The organism is Streptomyces sp. NPDC048057 (genome assembly GCF_040653095.1).
In the GTDB taxonomy this organism is placed as follows: Bacteria; Actinomycetota; Actinomycetes; order Streptomycetales; family Streptomycetaceae; genus Streptomyces.
In genome coordinates this window covers 88,721-103,599 of sequence record NZ_JBEZNF010000013.1, presented here as the reverse complement: position 1 = coordinate 103,599, position 14,879 = coordinate 88,721, and the positions used below count along the sequence as shown (strand labels likewise).

Here is a 14,879-nt window from a genome sequence, read left to right as displayed (position 1 = left end):
ACGACAACGGCCCGCCCAGCGACGCAACCGCCGGGCGGGCCCCGACCCGACGGGAGCAACACCCCGCCATGGCCACCACCGAACCTATCCGCAACACCGCGACGACCGTCGCGGCCCGTCGCGCACGCGTCGCGCAACTCCTCCGCGACAACGTCCAGCAAGCCGACATAGCCCGGCGTCTGAACGTCTCCAAGCACGTGGTGTGGCGCGACGCGCAGGCGATCGAGCGCGACACCGCGCAGCGCCCTGACCAGCCACAACCAGCGCCGCCGCGACACAGCCGCGACGCCCTTGCGCGACGCGCCGAAGAGGCCCGCGACGCCATGCGCGACGTCAGCGACGCCGTTGCGGCCGTCGTCGCGGCCAGGCCGTCCCACGTCGCGGTCACCACCGCCACCGCCCACGCCTGGGCGCGGCAACTCCGCGACCACGCCGCCGTGCTGGCGCGCATCGCGGACGACTTCACCGAGTACTACCCGGCGACCGCAACGTCCGAGAGAGGATGAGCCCATGGACGACCTGATCGCGTTCCTCCGCGCCCACATCGCCGAGGACACAGCCGTCGCCGAGACCGCCGGGGGCTCCTGCACGTACCTGCTCGACGACCCGAGCCTTGCAGGGCTCGACACCGGGGATCGCGCGCACGTCGCCCGCCAATCCCCGTTCCGCACGCTCAGCGACGCCGCCGCCATCATGGAGCTGCTGCACCGCTACGAGAACCCCCAGACCAACCCCGCTTTCCCGCCTTCCGTGAACAAGTTCACGGCCCAGAACGAACAGCTCATGCTCGCTGACGTGCTCCGCGTCCTGGCCCACGCTCACGCCACCCACCCCGACTATCGGACCGAGTGGCGCCCTGAGTGGCGGCGGTAGCTCCGCTGTCACACCCCGGGCGTACCGTCGGAGGCGTCCACATTCGCGCCTCTGGCTGGGCGCAGCACTCGGACCCGCCCCGCCGCTCCCACCCCCAGCGGCGGGGCGCACCGCGTACTACACCTGTAGTTGCGCCCCGTCCCGCCGTACGGCATCCTGACCCTGCGCGGTACTCGCGCGCCCGAAACTAGCCACGGCGTCCGGTCTTCGCATTCTCCTTACAGCACGGTCACAGCCGTGCCACGATGCCCCTAACACGCATCTTGGGGGCACAGGTCATGCATCAACAGAGGGTCGTACACAAGCGCGGCGCGAACCACGGACTCCACATCGTCCTCACGATCTTGACGTGCGGACTGTGGGCGATCACCGGATGGCCCATCGCCGCCGCCATGGGACGCAAGACCGTCACCACCGCGCCGAGCCCGATGTACCCGCCGCCGCAGCAGGGCTACCCGCCCCAACAGGTCCCCCCAGGCCAACCGTACGGACAGCAGCAGCCGTACGGGCAGCCCGGATACGGCTACCCACCCCAACAGCAGCAGCCGCCGCAGGGGCACAGGCAACCCGGCTGGGCCCAACCCCAGCAGCAGGCGTGGCCACCCCAGCAGCCCGGAGGCACCCAGCAGCCCCCGCCAGGAGCCTCCGGGCCACCCCACCAGCAGTAGCCACACCAGCCCCCGCCGCCGCGGGGGCTTCTTCATGCCCCGGGAGGTGCCACGTGGCCGAGAACCGGCCCCGCCCCGTCACCGACGAAGACCGCCGCAGCATCCGCGAACTCCACGCCGCCGGCCACGGCCGCAACGAGATCGCAAGGCGGCTCAACCGCGGCACCCGCACCGTCAGCGTCATCGCCCAAGAACTCGGCCTCGTCTTCGACATCACCGCGACCGAAGTCGCCACCAAGCACCGCATGGCGCAGCTCGCCGAGAAGCGCGCCATCCTCGCCGACGCCCTCACCGACGACGCCCTACGCCTAAGCGAACAGGTCTGGCAGCCTGCCGTCGTTTACAACTTCGGCGGCAAGGACAACACCTACGAAGAGCGCGGAGTCCCCGAACCGCCGGCCGCCGACAAGCGGGCCCTCATGGCCGCCGCCACCGCGGCAGCAGCCCAATCCGTACGCCTCGTACCGCCGGCCGTCGATACCGACGTCGAGGACGCCGTCTCCGTGGTCGGGAAGCTGGGTGCCGGGCTCGCCGTAATCGCAGCACGGATCAGGGCGGAGGAAGCCGGAGGCGAGGAGGCGGAAGGTGGATCTCCTTGACGCGCTTCCCCTATCCCACAAGCAGATCATCAGCATCGTCGACTCGCAGGCCAGGCTCAACGGCTGGGAGGGCGCGGTCCGGTCCGGGAAGACCATCGCGTCCCTGCTCCGCTGGCTGATCTACGTCGCCAGCGCCCCGCGCGGAGGCGAGCTGGTGATGGTCGGCCGAACCCGGGACTCGATCTACCGGAACGCGTTCCTGCCGCTGATGAACCCGGAGATCTTCGGAGCGCTCGCCCACCAGGTCAAGTACACCAACGGCGCGGCGACCGCCACGATCCTCGGCCGTACGGTGCACGTCCTGGGGGCCAACGACGCCCAGGCCGAGCCGAAAATCAGGGGCATGACCTGCGCCGGAGCGTACGTCGACGAGGCCACCACGCTGCCGAAAGCGTTCTTCGACCAGCTCGACGCCCGCTGCTCGGTCCCTGACGTACAGATCTTCTTCACCACCAACCCAGACAACCCGGGACACTGGCTGCGCAAGCAGTACCTCAAGCGCCCGCAAGAGACGAACCTGCGATCGTGGAGCTTCACCCTCGACGACAACCCGTCGCTCACCGAGGAGTACAAGAACCACCTGAAGTCCACCCACCAGGGCGTCTTCTACCGGCGCAACATCCTCGGCCACTGGGTGCAGGCCGAAGGCGCGATCTACGAAGCCTTCGACCCCGCCCGCCACATCGTCAAGACCCTGCCGCCCATGGCCCGCTGGCTGTGCGACGCGATCGACTACGGCACGACCAACCCCTACGCCGACCTACTCATCGGCCTCGGCACCGACATGCACCTGTACGTTGCGTCCGAGTACCGGTGGGACTCGAAGGCGCAGCGCCGGAAGAAGACCGACGTCGAGTACTCCGCCGCGCGCCGCGCCTGGCTTCAGGCCGTGCCCCACCCCGGGTCGAACGCGGTCGGAGTCCGGCCGGAATGGACGATCGTCGACCCGTCGGCCGCCTCGTACATCGAGCAGCTACACCGCGACGGCGTGACCGGCGTGACGCCTGCCGACAACTCGGTCATCGACGGAATCCGTACGATCGGAGCCCTTTTCGGGGCCGGGCGTCTGCTCGTCCACGAGTCCGCCCGGGGGCTGATAGAGGAGATCCCGGGCTACTCCTGGGACGACGAGAAGTCAGCGAAGGGCGAGGACGCCCCGATCAAGCTGGAAGATCACTCGTGCGACGCCCTCCGCTACGGCATCCGTACGACCGAGGCCCTGTGGCGCCCCCACATCCCCACCCTCATGGAGGTGGCCGCGTAGTGGCCTTCGAGACGTCCTACCAGGAGTACCGCGACCGCGTCGCCCGCCAGTACGGCGCCGAAGAAGAACTCCGCCGCCTCTGCCCCACGTACGCGCGGCACCTCGCGACCACGCTGCGGACAGACGCAGCAGCAGCCAGCGGCCAGGAACGTGCCGCACTGCTGCGCCTCGCCGACCGCATGGACCCCGACCTGACGGAGGTGGCCGCGTGAACGGGCTCCCCAACAGCGTGACGCTCGCGCAGGTACAGGAAGCACTCAGTTCCCTCGGGATCCCCCTCACCCACGTCACGAGGGTGACCCTGGACCACCACCGGGGCGTCACCGTCCAGCTCTACGTCACGGACGACGCCGGGCGAAAGCAAGTGCACGCCGGCTGCCCGCTCATGACGGAGCTGACCATCCCCTACGAGACGCCGGAGGTGTCCGATGCCGCTGCCGACGGCTGACACCCCCTGGCCCCCCGCCAACCTCGACCGCGTCCGCGACAAGATGACCGTCTGGGACGCCTGGTACTCCGGCGACCCCGACGCCCTCGCCTCCGTCTACGGCGGCCAATGGGGCGACGACCCCAGCGACACCGGGTTCTTCGCCTCCGAACGCGGAGGCTGGCGCGCCGCAGTCGGCCGCCGCATCAGCCGCTGGTTCTGGGGCACCCCCACCCCCTCCGGCGAACGCCGCTCCAAGCTCCACGTCCCCGTCGCCTCCGACATCGCCACCACCAGCGCGGCACTCCTCTTCTCCGAACCCCCCACCGTCACCGGCGCCGACGACGCCACCACCGACCGGCTCACCACCCTCATAGACGACGGTCTGCACGGCGCGCTCCTTGAAGGCGCCGAACTCGCCGCCGCCCTCGGCGGGGTGTACCTGCGGGTGCTGTGGGACCGCGACCGGTACGACGCCCCCTGGCTGGAGCCCCACCCCGCCTCGCACGCCGTGCCCGAGTGGCAGTGGGGACGGCTCGCGGCCGTCACCTTCTGGCGCCCCCTGGAGGTCGAGGGGGACCGCGTCGTACGACACCTGGAGCGTCACGAGCCCGGGTTTGTTCTCCACGGCCTCTACCAGGGCACCCGCGACAGCCTCGGCATCCGTATCCCGCTGACCGACCACCCCGCCACCGCGCCGATCGCACAGGCCCTCGGCCCACGCGGCGACGCGATCGAGACCGGGGTCCGGCAGCTCACCGCCGTCTACGTGCCGAACATGCGGCCCAACCGCCTCTGGCGCGGCACTCCGGCCGCGGCGTACCTCGGCCGGCCGGACATCGCCGGCGCCGAGCCGCTGCTGGACGCCCTGGACGAGGTCTACTCGTCGTGGATGCGAGACATCCACCTCGGGAAGGCGCGCATCATCGTTCCCGGGACGTACCTGGAGTCCAACGGCCCAGGGAAGGGCGGCTACTTCGACGCCGACCGGCAGATCTACTCCGAGCTGAACATGCTGCAACGCCCCGGCGACAGCGCGATGATCACCCCGGTGCAGTTCGGGATCCGTGTCGCCGAGCACCGCGACACCGCGCAGGACCTGGTGGAGCAGATCCTTCGCACGGCCGGCTACTCGGCGCAGACCTTCGGCGAGCAGGGCCAAGCCGCGGTCACCGCAACCGAGGTCGTCGCCCGTGAGCGGCAGTCCTTCACGACCCGTAACCGGAAGATCGTGTACTGGCGGCCGGCCCTCGCTGAGGCTCTGGAGACCCTGCTGGCCATCGACAAGGCCGTCTACGGGACGCTGGTCACGGTCGCCCGGCCCGACGTGGCGTTCGGCGACTCCGTCAGCGAGGACCCGAAGACCCTCGCGGAGACGGCGGAGCTGCTGCGCCGCGCGGACGCCGCGTCGACGGAGACCCTGGTGCGTCTCACCAACCCGGGCTTCGACGAGAAGCAGGTGCAGGCGGAGGCGGAGCGGATCCTTCAGGAATCCGGCCGTGCCGCGCTCTCCGACCCGACCCTGACCGGAGCCGAAGGGGGGCCTCCCGATGCCGGTGTCCCCAGCGATGGCGGAGGATCTGGCCCGTGAGGTGTCCCAGCTCTACCAGGACGCCGAGACGGCGCTCCTGGAGCTGCTGGCCGCTGCGCTCGAAGCGGACATCGAGTCGCCGCGGTGGGCGGAGCTGAAGCTGGCAGCGCTCGGCAACCTCCGCAACGCGGTCGAGGAGATCACCCGCGCGCTTCAGACCGACACCAACGGCGCCGTGCGGCGGGCCTTGATCGAGGCGTACGGCCGCGGGCGCACCGCGGCCATCGCGGACATGGGCGGCCTCGACACCGGCCGCGAGCTGGCCGCCCGCACGGCGCTGCCGAACACGCCCGCGGTCGATCGCCTCGCCGCGTCGATGGCGGACGAAACCCGCCCGGTGTACGCCCGGATCACCCGGGCCGTGACGGACACGTACCGGCGCATCACCGCCACGGCATCCGGCACGCAACTGCTGACCGGCATCACCCGCCGCGCAGCATCCCAACGAGCGCTCAATCAGTTCGCTGCCCGCGGCGTGACCGGGTTCGTCGACCGCGCCGGCCGCTCCTGGGGCATGGCCGCCTACGCGGAGATGGCGGTGCGCAGCGTGACGGCGCGCGCCGCTGTCGAAGGGCACACCGATGCCCTCGCCGAACTCGGTGTGGGGCTGGTCATCGTGTCGGACGCCCCGTTGGAGTGCCCCCTCTGCGCCCGATGGGAAGGCGAAGTCCTCAGCCTGGGCGGGCAGTCGGGGCCGCACACGATCCGGGCCCCGCACGCCGATCCGCCCGGCCGGCGCGGGCTGCTGCGCCGTACCCCCACCGTGGTGGTGCACGTCGCCGGCTCGCTGCTGGAGGCCCGCGCGAGCGGCCTGTTCCACCCCAACTGCCGCCACAGCCTGGCCGCATACCTCCCCGGCGTCACGACCCGGCCACCGCACCACCCCACCCCCGGCACCTCGTACGAGGACACGCAGCGGCAGCGGGAGATCGAGCGGCACATCCGCCGCTGGAAGCGCACGGCCGCCGCCGCGATGACCGACGCCGACCGGCGCCGCGCCGCGACCTACGTACGGCGATGGCAGAAGGCCGCGCGCGAGCACGTGGCCGCGCACCCGGACCTGCGACGCAAGCCCGCGCGAGAGCAGATCAGCTCCGCGCGCTGAACAACCGCCCGCCAGGAGCGGGCCAACGACGCCCCAGGAGGGCACCATGACCCGCCGCACCCCTGCCCGCCACCGCCGCGACGGCGCCGGCTGGGCCCACCCCTACGCGCGCGCCCCTTTCTCCCCGATCTTCTACGCCGACGGAGGGGACGGCGACGGCTCCGGATCCGACCCGGCGCCCGCAGCGCCGGCCGCCGGTAACCAGGGCGACGACGGCGGGCAACAGCCGCGGATGTACGACGCCGCCTACGTCGACAGCCTCCGCAAGGAGGCCGCTCAGTGGCGCACCAAGCTCCGCGAAGCCGAGCAGCAGCAGGACACCCGCTTCAACGGCCTCGTCGACCAGCTCAAGGCCGCCGGGATCAAGCTCGGTGACGACGCCAACCCGGAGCAGCTCCAAGCCAGCCTCACCGCCGCGCAGTCCGAGCGCCGTGACGCGCTCCTGCGCGCCGCCCTCTACGAGACCGCGGGCGAGCACGGCGCCAACCCCGCCGCGCTCCGCGACTCCGTCAGCTTCCTGGACTCCGTCCGGGAGATCGACCCCACAGACTCCGCAGCCCTGGTGGCCGCGGCCAAGGCGGCCGTCGCCGCCAACGCTTCTCTCTCCGCAGCTCCGGCCGGCCCGGTACGCGGTGGCGCTGACCTCTCTGGTGGAGGCGGCTCCGAGCCTCGGCAACTCACCGAGGACGACCTCTCCCGCATGACGCCCGAGCAGATCGTGGCAGCCCAGGACAAGGGCCTGCTGCGCAACCTGCTGGGCGGATAACCCCAGAAGGAGGCCCCTGTGGCCATCACCCGATTCCGGCCGGAGATCTGGTCCGCCAGGCTCCTCGTCGCCCTGCGCAAGCGCCTCGTCTACGCCGGGCCGACGATCGTCAACCGCGACTACGAAGGCGAGATTGCCGAGGCCGGCGACACCGTCCGCATCACGTCGATCTCCGACCCGACGATCGGCACCTACGTGCCGAACGCGACGGTCATCACGCCCGAGGAGCTGACCGACGCGCAGCGCACCCTCGTCATCGACCAGGCGAAGTACTTCGCCTTTAAGGTGGACGATATCGACAAGCGGCAGGCCCGCGGCGACGTCATGACCGAGGCCATGAGCCGCGCCGCCTACAAGCTGGCCGACACCGTTGACCAGTACGTTGCGTCCTTCTACACCGGCGTGCAGGCCGGGAACGTCGTCGCGCCGGTCACCATCGACACCTCCACCCCCACCTCGTGGGACGCGGAGGCCGCGAAGGCGTACAACGAGATCCTGGTGCCGCTGAAGGTCCAGCTCGACGAGGCCAACGTGCGCACCGACGGACGGTACGTCGTCATCCCCCCGTGGCTCCACGGCGTCCTGCTGCGCGACCCCCGGTTCGTGAAGGTCAACGAGTCCGGCACCAGCGAGGGCCTGCGCAACGGGCAGGTGGGGCGCGCTGTTGGCTTCGACATCCTCGTCTCCAACAACGTCCCCGTCCCGACCGCGAACAACTTCATCGTCACCGCGGGCGTGAACTCGGCCATCTCCTTCGCCGAGCAGATCAACAAGACCGAGGCGTACCGGCCCGAGTCCAGCTTCAGCGACGCGGTCAAGGGCCTCGCCCTGTACGGCGCGAAGCTCATCCGCCCCGACTCGATGGCGTACGTCACTGCCGTCCAGTCCTGACCCGGAGGCCACCATGGCACGCACTCCTGTCGCTTACAGCAACCTCGTCCCCAACAGCAACCTCGCCGACCCGGCCGGCACCGCGCTCAACCCCGGCACCAACAACGGGCACGTCATCCCCGCCGCCGGGCCGAACGGCAAGGCCCTGCCCGAACTCACCGTCCTGCGGGTCACCGCGGGCGCCACCGGCGGCAACGTGACGGTCAAGGCCGGCACCTACCCGCCCGCGATCGCGTCCGGCCAGGGAGACCTCGTGGTCGCGGTCGCCAACGCGGGCACCCAGTGGATCGGCCCCTTCGAGTCCGGCCGGTTCCTCCAGAACGACGGCACCATGCTCATCGACGTGGCGTCCGCCGTCGTCCCCGGCACGATCACCGCCTTCCGCGTCCCGAGGAACACCTAATGAGCAGCGACCACATCTACGTCCGTGGGGAGGGCGGGACCATCTTCCGGATGGATCTGCCGCTCCCGGAACCGATCGCGGATCGGCTCGCCAAGGGCGCGCTGCGCCGCGTCAACGAGGACGGCACCCCCTACGTGGAGCCCGCTGAGGCTTCGGGGGTGCCCGGTCTGCCGCTGACCGAGCCCGCGCGCACGGCGCCGAAGACGTCGTGGGTCGGCTGGGCCGTCGTCCAGGGCGCCACGGCCGATGACGCCGAGGCCATGACCAAGGGCGACCTGATCGACAAGTACGGAACGGGAGGTGGTTCCGGTGCCGGTGATCAGTGACTTCGGAATGAGCGCGTCCGTGCGGCAGACGAAGGCGCAGGATCTGACGGTGGTGACGGACCCGCTGGACTTCCGGCGCGGTGTGCACCTGGAGTCCGGCACGGCTGCGGGCATGGCTGACCGGGTGTTCCACGACCGGCGCACCCTGGCCGCTTCGGCGACGGAGGATCTGGACCTGGCGGGGGTGCTCACCGACGCCTTCGGGGCGGCGATCACCTTCGTGAAGGTGAAGGGCCTGTTCGTCTCCGCGGCCTCGGCCAACGCGAACAACGTCGTGATCGGCGGCGCCACGTCGAACGCGTGGTCCACCCTCCTCGGCGCCACCGGCACGATCACGCTGCGGCCGGGCGCGACGCTCGGCGTGATGGCCGGCGCGACGGACGCGACCGCCTACGCCGTGACCGCAGGGACCGCCGACCTGCTGAAGGTCGCCAACTCGGGCGCCGGCACCAGCGTGACGTACGACCTCGTCCTCATCGGCACCAGCGCGTAGGAGGTGGCCATGGCCAGGGTGTACGCCACGGCCACCGACTACCAGACGTACACGGGGCAGACCCCGCCCGAGGACATCGCGAGCCGCCTCGCGCGCGCGAGCACGTTCCTCGACTCCCGGGTGTTCCGGCTGTGCTGGTGCGACGCCGACCCCGTGACCGGGCTTCCGACGCACCCCCTCGTCGTGGCCGCCTTCCGCGACGCGGTGTGCGCGCAGGCCGAGTGGGGCGCGGAGGTCGGGGACACGACCGGCGCGGCCGGCGTTGGCTGGGGCTCCGTGAGCATCGGCTCCGTCCAGCTCAGCCGGTCGGTCACCGCGGTCAGCGGAGACGACGCGCCGGGGCGGCAGATCGCGCCGGCTGTCTGGGATCACCTGCGGTCGCCCGACCTCACCCCGGATGTGCTGCTGCTGGGGCTGGTGGTCTCGTGAGGGTCCCCGGTTGGCTACTCCAGCACACGGTCACGGTGTGCCCCTATATAGGGGACAGCGCGTACGGGCCGCAGTACGGGCCGGCGACCACCGTGCGGTGCTTCCTCGACGACCAGACCCGCACGGTCCGGGCAGCGGACGGGCAGGAGGTCGTCTCCTCCAGCACGGTGTACGCGCCGCTGGAGACCGTCTGTCCGGCCGAGAGCAGGGTGATCCTGCCGTCCGGCCGGGAGACCACGGTGATCGCCGCGCTCCGCAGGGATGGCGGACGGCTCCCCGTACCGAGCCATCTGGAGATCCAACTGTTGTAGGAGGTGGTCGGCTTGCCGCAGTACACCCGCTTCCGGCCGGGCGACGCCCGCCGCCAGTGGACCTCACGCGGGCGCCGGCTCGCGTCCGAGGGGCTGCAACGTGGCCTGGAGCACGTCCTGGGCGAGGCCAGGAAGTTGGTGCCGCTCGACGAGGGCACCCTTGAGCGCTCCGGCCGGGTCAACATGATCTCCGAGCTGGACGGCATGATCACCTTCGACACTGTGTATGCCGTCAGGCAACACGAGGAGCTGACCTGGAAGCACGCCCCCGGCAGGTCGGCGAAGTACTTGGAGATCCCGATGAACTCTGAGCGGGATGTGGTTCTGAGGATGATGGCGGTCCCGTTGGGGAGGTGGCTTCGTGGCTGACCTTCTCGACGGCATCGCGCAGCACCTCGCCGCCCGTGGCATCGTCCAGTACGACCCGACCGGCGTCACGGGCAACTGCTTCCTTGAGTCCATGCCGAGCGCGCCGGACACGGTGGTCGTGCTGACGCTGTACGACGACGGCACCGAGCCGGACAGTCTGCTGCCGTACGACGAGCCCCGCATGCAGGTGCGGGTCCGCGGCGGGCGCGACCCACGCGTGTCCCGCGCCCTGTGCTCGCGGATCCGGTCGGAGCTGCACGGCCTCGGGCCGGTCGTCCTGCCGGACGGCACGACGCTGATCCTGGCCGTCGCCCTCTCGGGCGCCCCCGGCTCGCTCGGCGTCGACGCCAACCAGCGTCACGAGCACGTGGCGAACTTCCGCCTGGAGATCCGCAACCCAACGGCGCACCGCGCCTGACCCCCCTTCCACACTTCAGCCCGTCGCCGACCGGTGCCCGGGCCCACAGGCATGCCCGGAGGAGAAATGCCAGCTCAGAAGTACAACGCACGCGACTGCCGGTTCCAAGTCGAGGACTTCAACGCCCCCGGCACCTGGCTGGAGTTCCGTACGTCGGAGGGTGGCACCGGAGAAGGCGGCATCACCACCTTCACCAAGAGCCACGAGTACGAGACCGCGGACACCACCACTTTCGGCAGCGAGGGCCAAGCCGAGTCCCAGAACATGCAGATCGGCAAGTCCTTGACGCTGGAAGGGCTCCGGCTGAAGGACCCCGTCACGGGCGCCCTGGACCCGGCTCAGGCACTGATCGAGGCGCAGGCCGAACGGCTCGGCAATGCCTCCTTGTGCGGCTTCAGGTTCGCAGCTCCCGGCGACACCACCTGGGAAGTATGGCCGAAGGCTCACTTCCAACTCGGCGACACCGGCGGCGGCAACAACGACAAGGCCAGTTGGTCCGTCACGATCACCCGCTCCGGCCCGTCGACCACGGCGGCCATCGCATGACCGCCCGCAAGACGGAACCCACCTCCTTCGACGCCTGGTGGACCGAGGTCCACGGCGCCCGCACCACCGAGGTCTGCGGCCTCACCGTCAAGGTCCCCAGCGACCTCCCCTACGGATTCAACAAGCGCTTCGAAGAGCTTCAGGACTCCGACAGCGACGAGGACGCCGCCGAACTGGTGGCGCTGCTCTTCGGCGAGGAGGCCGCGAGTGCGTGGCTCGACGGCCCGGACCGGATCGGCACTCGACAGCTCTTCACGATCCTCGGGTGGGGCATGGCGCAGGCGCAGGGCGAGGACGTGTCCTACCAGGAGGCGTACGACGCGGTGATGGAGCAGGTCGTGGGAAAAGCTCCGGAGCCGAACCGCGCCGAGCGCCGCGCAGCCGCGCAGAAGAGGCCGTCGAGAAGTACTGGTGGGCGGTCGAAGCCGACTTCCTCAGGGAGTACCACCTCGGCCCGCAAGACATCGCGGGGCTGAGTACCCGCCGCTTCTGGGTCCTCCTCAACGGCCTCTCCGGCGAGGCCGTGTTCCGCCGCATTGCCGGCGACGAACTCAACGTCGTCGACGACCCCGCCCTGATTCGCGCCGCCCTCCGCGGCTGACCACGAAGGAGGCGGTGCGGCATGTCCATGACGATCGGCGACCTCGTCGGCTACATCAGGGCCGACGGCAGCGACTTCGAGCGCGGCATTGCCAGGTCGCAGCTCAGGATGGAGGGCTTCCGCCTCGACACCGCCGGGCGCCTCCGCGATCTCTCCGGCCGCTTCATTCGTGAGTCCGAGGTCATGGGCAACGCCCTCGCGGATTCCTTCTCCGACGCTGAGCGGGCTGGGACGCGGATCGTCACGGTGTACAGCAGCGTTGCGGACGCCCAGTCCAGGACGATGCGCGCGAGGTTCGCACGCCTGCGGGCGGAGGCCGGCCGGCTCGGCACCTCGCTGGCCGGCATGGTCAACCGCGTCGCCGAGCGCGTCGGCGGCCTCGACTTCAGCCGCCTCGCCGCCGCCGGGCCCGCTATCGGTGGGGTCGCGATGCAAGTTGGCGCCCTCGCGGGCCGGCTCGGCGCAGCGGTTCCGGTGGCTGCTGGGCTGGCTGCGACGGTGGGCAACATCGCCCCGGCGGCGGGCCTTGCTGTGACCGCCCTGTTCGCGGTGCAGCTGGCGTCCAAGGCGCTGAAGATCGGCATGGTCGGCGTGAAGGACGCCGTCTCGGCCGCGATGGACCCGTCCGATCCGGAAGCGTACGCGGAGGCTTTGAAAAAGCTCTCGCCGAATGCGCGGGAATTCGTCAAGGAAATCCGCACCATGCAGCCGCAACTGAAGGCCCTCCAACAGGGTGTTCAGGAACGACTCTTCCGGGGCCTCGACGACATTCTGAAGGGAATGGGGAAGACCACGCTCCCCATTCTCCGGAATGGCCTGTCGAACTCGGCCAACGCACTGAACCTGATGGCGCGGAACGTTGGCAACGCAGCGATGGGGCTCAGCACGTCCGGCACCCTCGGGCGGGCCATCAGCGGGGCCAACACGGGCCTGTTCAACCTGTCGCGGGTCCCGTCTCAGATCATGGTGGCTCTCACACAGGTGGCCGCTGCCAGTGGCCCGGCATTCGGGCGCCTCACGGCGGGCGCCGGGAATGCTCTGGACAGCATCTCGGAGCGGATCGACCGAGCTTTCCATTCGGGCGCGATGGAACGCGCCATTGAACAGGCGCTCGTAATTCTCCGGCAGCTGGGTCAGGTCGCGGGGAACGTGTTCTCAATTGTCGGGTCGATTTTCGGGGCTGCGAACGCATCGGGCGGCTCCTTCATCCAGGTGCTTCAGCAGATCACGGGGGCGCTCGCGGATGCGTTCGCCAGCCCGGCCGTCCAGGCGGGGTTGCGGGCGATCTTCGAGACCGTTGCGACCCTGGCGCGCGTCGCGGCGCCGCTGCTCGGCAGCGCCCTGAGCGCGCTGGGGCCCGTGTTCGCCGCGCTCGGGCCGCCCGTGCAGACGCTGATCACAGCGCTCGGCGCCGCGCTCGGCCCGATCATCGCCGCTCTCGGCCCCGTGCTACAGGCCGCTGCTACGGCGGTCGGTGCGCTCGTGGTGGCCGCCGCGCCGCTGCTGCCGGTGATCGGTCAGCTCGTCGCGGCCCTGCTGCCGGCGCTGTCGCCGATGCTGGCCGCGGTCGCCTCGGTGTTCACCGCCTTGGCGCCGGTGGTGCAGCAGGTCGCCTCGATGATCGGCCCCTTGCTGACGCCGATCATCAAGGGCCTGAGCGACATCCTCGTTCAGCTCGTGCAGCAGGGCGCGCAGCAGTTCGTATCCATCCTCCAGATGATCATCCCGGTGTTGCCTCAGGTCGCGCCGCTGTTCGTGCAGCTCGGGCAGTCCGTCGGGCAGGTCCTCACCGCGCTCGCGCCGCTGCTGCCGCAGCTCACCACGCTGAGCATGCAGCTCGTGTCGTCGCTGCTGCCGGCGATCCTGCCGCTGCTCCCGGTGCTGACGACGTTCGCGGCGCTGTGGCTGCGGCTGGCGACGGGCGTCATCACGGGCGTCGTGATCCCGGTGATCTCCGGCATCCTGGCGGTCCTGGGCGGCCTCCGGACGGCGATGCAGCCGGCTCTGGACGCGGTGACCTGGCTGACGACCGGCATCGCCTCGGCGTTCGAGTGGCTGTACAACCTGCTCGTCGGGAACAGCATCATCCCCGACCTCGTCACCGAGGTAGTGGCCTGGTTCGCGGGCCTTCCCGGCAAGGCGCTCTCCGCGCTCGGCGGGCTCGTCGCCTCGGTCGCCGGCCCGGCGCGCAACGCCGCCACGCAGATGATCACCGCCGTACGCGACGGGGTCTCCAAGGCGGTCGAGTGGGTGCAAGGTCTCCCGGGGCGTGCTGGTCGGGCGCTCGGCAACATCGCCTCGACCCTGTACAGCAGCGGCCGGTCGCTCGTGCAGGGCTTCATCGACGGCATCGTCAGCAGGGCGGGCGACATCGCCAACGCGGTCAGCGGCCTGGTGTCGAAGGCGAGGGACTTCTTCCCCTTCAGCCCCGCGAAGGAAGGCCCCTTCTCCGGCCGGGGCTGGACCCTCTACAGCGGGCAGTCGATCGGGCAAGCACTCGCCGCCGGCATCACGGGCGAGCAGGCCACGGTGGCGCACGCGGCGGGCGGCATGCTCGCCGCCGCGCAACAGGCCCTCGGCGCGGGCCTCGCGCTCCCCGGCGCGGGCATGCCGGGGCTGGCTATGGCCGGCGCCGGCGCGACGGCGGGCGCCGGGGAGCGGCGCATCGTCCTCGAAGTCCGCAGCGACGGAAGCCGCGGTGGCGACTACCTCACCGAACAGATCCGCCAGCAGGTCACTGTCCTCGGCGGCGGCGACGTCCAACGGGCCTTCGGCCGGCGATAGATAGATAGGAAGGAG

General features: G+C 70.7%; 21 protein-coding genes. All 21 read left to right on the top strand.

The annotated features are described in order from the left end of the window. Positions 1-68: 68 nt before the first annotated feature. Complete coding sequence (locus tag AB0E05_RS17230) at positions 69-506, top strand: HTH domain-containing protein (protein ID WP_361964094.1); 438 nt, start codon at positions 69-71, stop codon at positions 504-506. Positions 507-510: 4 nt separating this feature from the next. Beyond that, on the top strand, positions 511-873 hold the full coding sequence (locus AB0E05_RS17225; RefSeq protein WP_361964092.1) for a DUF6221 family protein: 363 nt from the start codon (positions 511-513) through the stop codon (positions 871-873). A gap of 278 nt (positions 874-1,151) precedes the next feature. Then, positions 1,152-1,541, top strand: coding sequence for a hypothetical protein (locus tag AB0E05_RS17220; RefSeq protein ID WP_361964090.1), 390 nt, complete (start codon positions 1,152-1,154; stop codon positions 1,539-1,541). Positions 1,542-1,594: 53 nt separating this feature from the next. Beyond that, positions 1,595-2,140 (top strand): helix-turn-helix domain-containing protein, encoded by a 546-nt coding sequence (locus tag AB0E05_RS17215; RefSeq protein WP_361964088.1) that lies wholly within the window; start codon positions 1,595-1,597, stop codon positions 2,138-2,140. After that, positions 2,127-3,404: a PBSX family phage terminase large subunit gene (locus tag AB0E05_RS17210; RefSeq protein WP_361964086.1), complete on the top strand. Its 1,278-nt coding sequence runs from the start codon at positions 2,127-2,129 to the stop codon at positions 3,402-3,404. Before AB0E05_RS17215 ends, AB0E05_RS17210 begins: the two co-directional genes overlap by 14 nt. Beyond that, positions 3,404-3,616, top strand: coding sequence for a hypothetical protein (locus AB0E05_RS17205; protein ID WP_361964084.1), 213 nt, complete (start codon positions 3,404-3,406; stop codon positions 3,614-3,616). Before AB0E05_RS17210 ends, AB0E05_RS17205 begins: the two co-directional genes overlap by 1 nt. Then, the gene (locus AB0E05_RS17200) at positions 3,613-3,852 is read left to right on the top strand and encodes a hypothetical protein (RefSeq protein ID WP_361964082.1); all 240 of its coding nucleotides are present in this window, start codon (positions 3,613-3,615) and stop codon (positions 3,850-3,852) included. Before AB0E05_RS17205 ends, AB0E05_RS17200 begins: the two co-directional genes overlap by 4 nt. After that, a complete protein-coding gene (locus AB0E05_RS17195) occupies positions 3,833-5,422 on the top strand; it encodes a phage portal protein (protein ID WP_361964079.1) in 1,590 nt (529 codons plus the stop codon). Before AB0E05_RS17200 ends, AB0E05_RS17195 begins: the two co-directional genes overlap by 20 nt. Beyond that, the gene (locus AB0E05_RS17190) at positions 5,382-6,527 is read left to right on the top strand and encodes a phage minor capsid protein (RefSeq protein WP_361964076.1); all 1,146 of its coding nucleotides are present in this window, start codon (positions 5,382-5,384) and stop codon (positions 6,525-6,527) included. The genes AB0E05_RS17195 and AB0E05_RS17190 overlap by 41 nt, the downstream gene beginning before the upstream one ends. Before the next feature lie 46 nt (positions 6,528-6,573). Beyond that, entirely contained in the window at positions 6,574-7,293 is a 720-nt protein-coding gene (locus tag AB0E05_RS17185; protein ID WP_361964074.1) for a hypothetical protein, read from the top strand. A gap of 18 nt (positions 7,294-7,311) precedes the next feature. Further along, a complete protein-coding gene (locus AB0E05_RS17180; protein WP_361964072.1) occupies positions 7,312-8,184 on the top strand; it encodes a P22 phage major capsid protein family protein in 873 nt (290 codons plus the stop codon). Between the two features lie 13 nt (positions 8,185-8,197). Then, positions 8,198-8,587 (top strand): hypothetical protein, encoded by a 390-nt coding sequence (locus AB0E05_RS17175; RefSeq protein ID WP_361964070.1) that lies wholly within the window; start codon positions 8,198-8,200, stop codon positions 8,585-8,587. Continuing rightward, positions 8,587-8,913 carry a hypothetical protein gene (locus tag AB0E05_RS17170; protein ID WP_361964068.1) on the top strand — a complete coding sequence of 109 codons (327 nt, stop codon included), beginning with the start codon at positions 8,587-8,589 and terminating at the stop codon, positions 8,911-8,913. Before AB0E05_RS17175 ends, AB0E05_RS17170 begins: the two co-directional genes overlap by 1 nt. Continuing rightward, positions 8,897-9,406, top strand: a complete 510-nt coding sequence (locus AB0E05_RS17165) for a hypothetical protein (protein ID WP_361964066.1) — start codon at positions 8,897-8,899, stop codon at positions 9,404-9,406. The genes AB0E05_RS17170 and AB0E05_RS17165 overlap by 17 nt, the downstream gene beginning before the upstream one ends. 9 nt (positions 9,407-9,415) lie before the next feature. Beyond that, complete coding sequence (locus AB0E05_RS17160) at positions 9,416-9,835, top strand: hypothetical protein (protein ID WP_361964064.1); 420 nt, start codon at positions 9,416-9,418, stop codon at positions 9,833-9,835. Between the two features lie 35 nt (positions 9,836-9,870). Beyond that, on the top strand, positions 9,871-10,146 hold the full coding sequence (locus tag AB0E05_RS17155; RefSeq protein WP_361964062.1) for a hypothetical protein: 276 nt from the start codon (positions 9,871-9,873) through the stop codon (positions 10,144-10,146). Between the two features lie 12 nt (positions 10,147-10,158). Next, positions 10,159-10,515 (top strand): hypothetical protein, encoded by a 357-nt coding sequence (locus tag AB0E05_RS17150; RefSeq protein WP_361964060.1) that lies wholly within the window; start codon positions 10,159-10,161, stop codon positions 10,513-10,515. After that, complete coding sequence (locus tag AB0E05_RS17145; protein WP_361964058.1) at positions 10,508-10,933, top strand: minor capsid protein; 426 nt, start codon at positions 10,508-10,510, stop codon at positions 10,931-10,933. The genes AB0E05_RS17150 and AB0E05_RS17145 overlap by 8 nt, the downstream gene beginning before the upstream one ends. Positions 10,934-10,999: 66 nt before the next feature. Continuing rightward, positions 11,000-11,479 (top strand): hypothetical protein, encoded by a 480-nt coding sequence (locus AB0E05_RS17140; RefSeq protein ID WP_361964056.1) that lies wholly within the window; start codon positions 11,000-11,002, stop codon positions 11,477-11,479. Further along, complete coding sequence (locus AB0E05_RS17135; RefSeq protein ID WP_361964054.1) at positions 11,476-11,955, top strand: hypothetical protein; 480 nt, start codon at positions 11,476-11,478, stop codon at positions 11,953-11,955. The genes AB0E05_RS17140 and AB0E05_RS17135 overlap by 4 nt, the downstream gene beginning before the upstream one ends. A gap of 146 nt (positions 11,956-12,101) precedes the next feature. After that, positions 12,102-14,864: a hypothetical protein gene (locus AB0E05_RS17130; RefSeq protein ID WP_361964052.1), complete on the top strand. Its 2,763-nt coding sequence runs from the start codon at positions 12,102-12,104 to the stop codon at positions 14,862-14,864. Positions 14,865-14,879 lie beyond the last annotated feature (15 nt).

Excerpts from the sequence above, each read along its gene's own strand:
- AB0E05_RS17160 (WP_361964064.1), top strand. The coding sequence starts at position 9,416 with ATGGCCAGGGTGTACGCCACGGCCACCGACTACCAGACGTACACGGGG.
- AB0E05_RS17230 (WP_361964094.1), top strand. The coding sequence starts at position 69 with ATGGCCACCACCGAACCTATCCGCAACACCGCGACGACCGTCGCGGCC.
- AB0E05_RS17185 (WP_361964074.1), top strand. The coding sequence starts at position 6,574 with ATGACCCGCCGCACCCCTGCCCGCCACCGCCGCGACGGCGCCGGCTGG.
- AB0E05_RS17190 (WP_361964076.1), top strand. The coding sequence starts at position 5,382 with ATGCCGGTGTCCCCAGCGATGGCGGAGGATCTGGCCCGTGAGGTGTCC.
- AB0E05_RS17170 (WP_361964068.1), top strand. The coding sequence starts at position 8,587 with ATGAGCAGCGACCACATCTACGTCCGTGGGGAGGGCGGGACCATCTTC.
- AB0E05_RS17135 (WP_361964054.1), top strand. The coding sequence starts at position 11,476 with ATGACCGCCCGCAAGACGGAACCCACCTCCTTCGACGCCTGGTGGACC.
- AB0E05_RS17130 (WP_361964052.1), top strand. The coding sequence starts at position 12,102 with ATGTCCATGACGATCGGCGACCTCGTCGGCTACATCAGGGCCGACGGC.
- AB0E05_RS17195 (WP_361964079.1), top strand. The coding sequence starts at position 3,833 with ATGCCGCTGCCGACGGCTGACACCCCCTGGCCCCCCGCCAACCTCGAC.
- AB0E05_RS17175 (WP_361964070.1), top strand. The coding sequence starts at position 8,198 with ATGGCACGCACTCCTGTCGCTTACAGCAACCTCGTCCCCAACAGCAAC.
- AB0E05_RS17225 (WP_361964092.1), top strand. The coding sequence starts at position 511 with ATGGACGACCTGATCGCGTTCCTCCGCGCCCACATCGCCGAGGACACA.
- AB0E05_RS17220 (WP_361964090.1), top strand. The coding sequence starts at position 1,152 with ATGCATCAACAGAGGGTCGTACACAAGCGCGGCGCGAACCACGGACTC.
- AB0E05_RS17140 (WP_361964056.1), top strand. The coding sequence starts at position 11,000 with ATGCCAGCTCAGAAGTACAACGCACGCGACTGCCGGTTCCAAGTCGAG.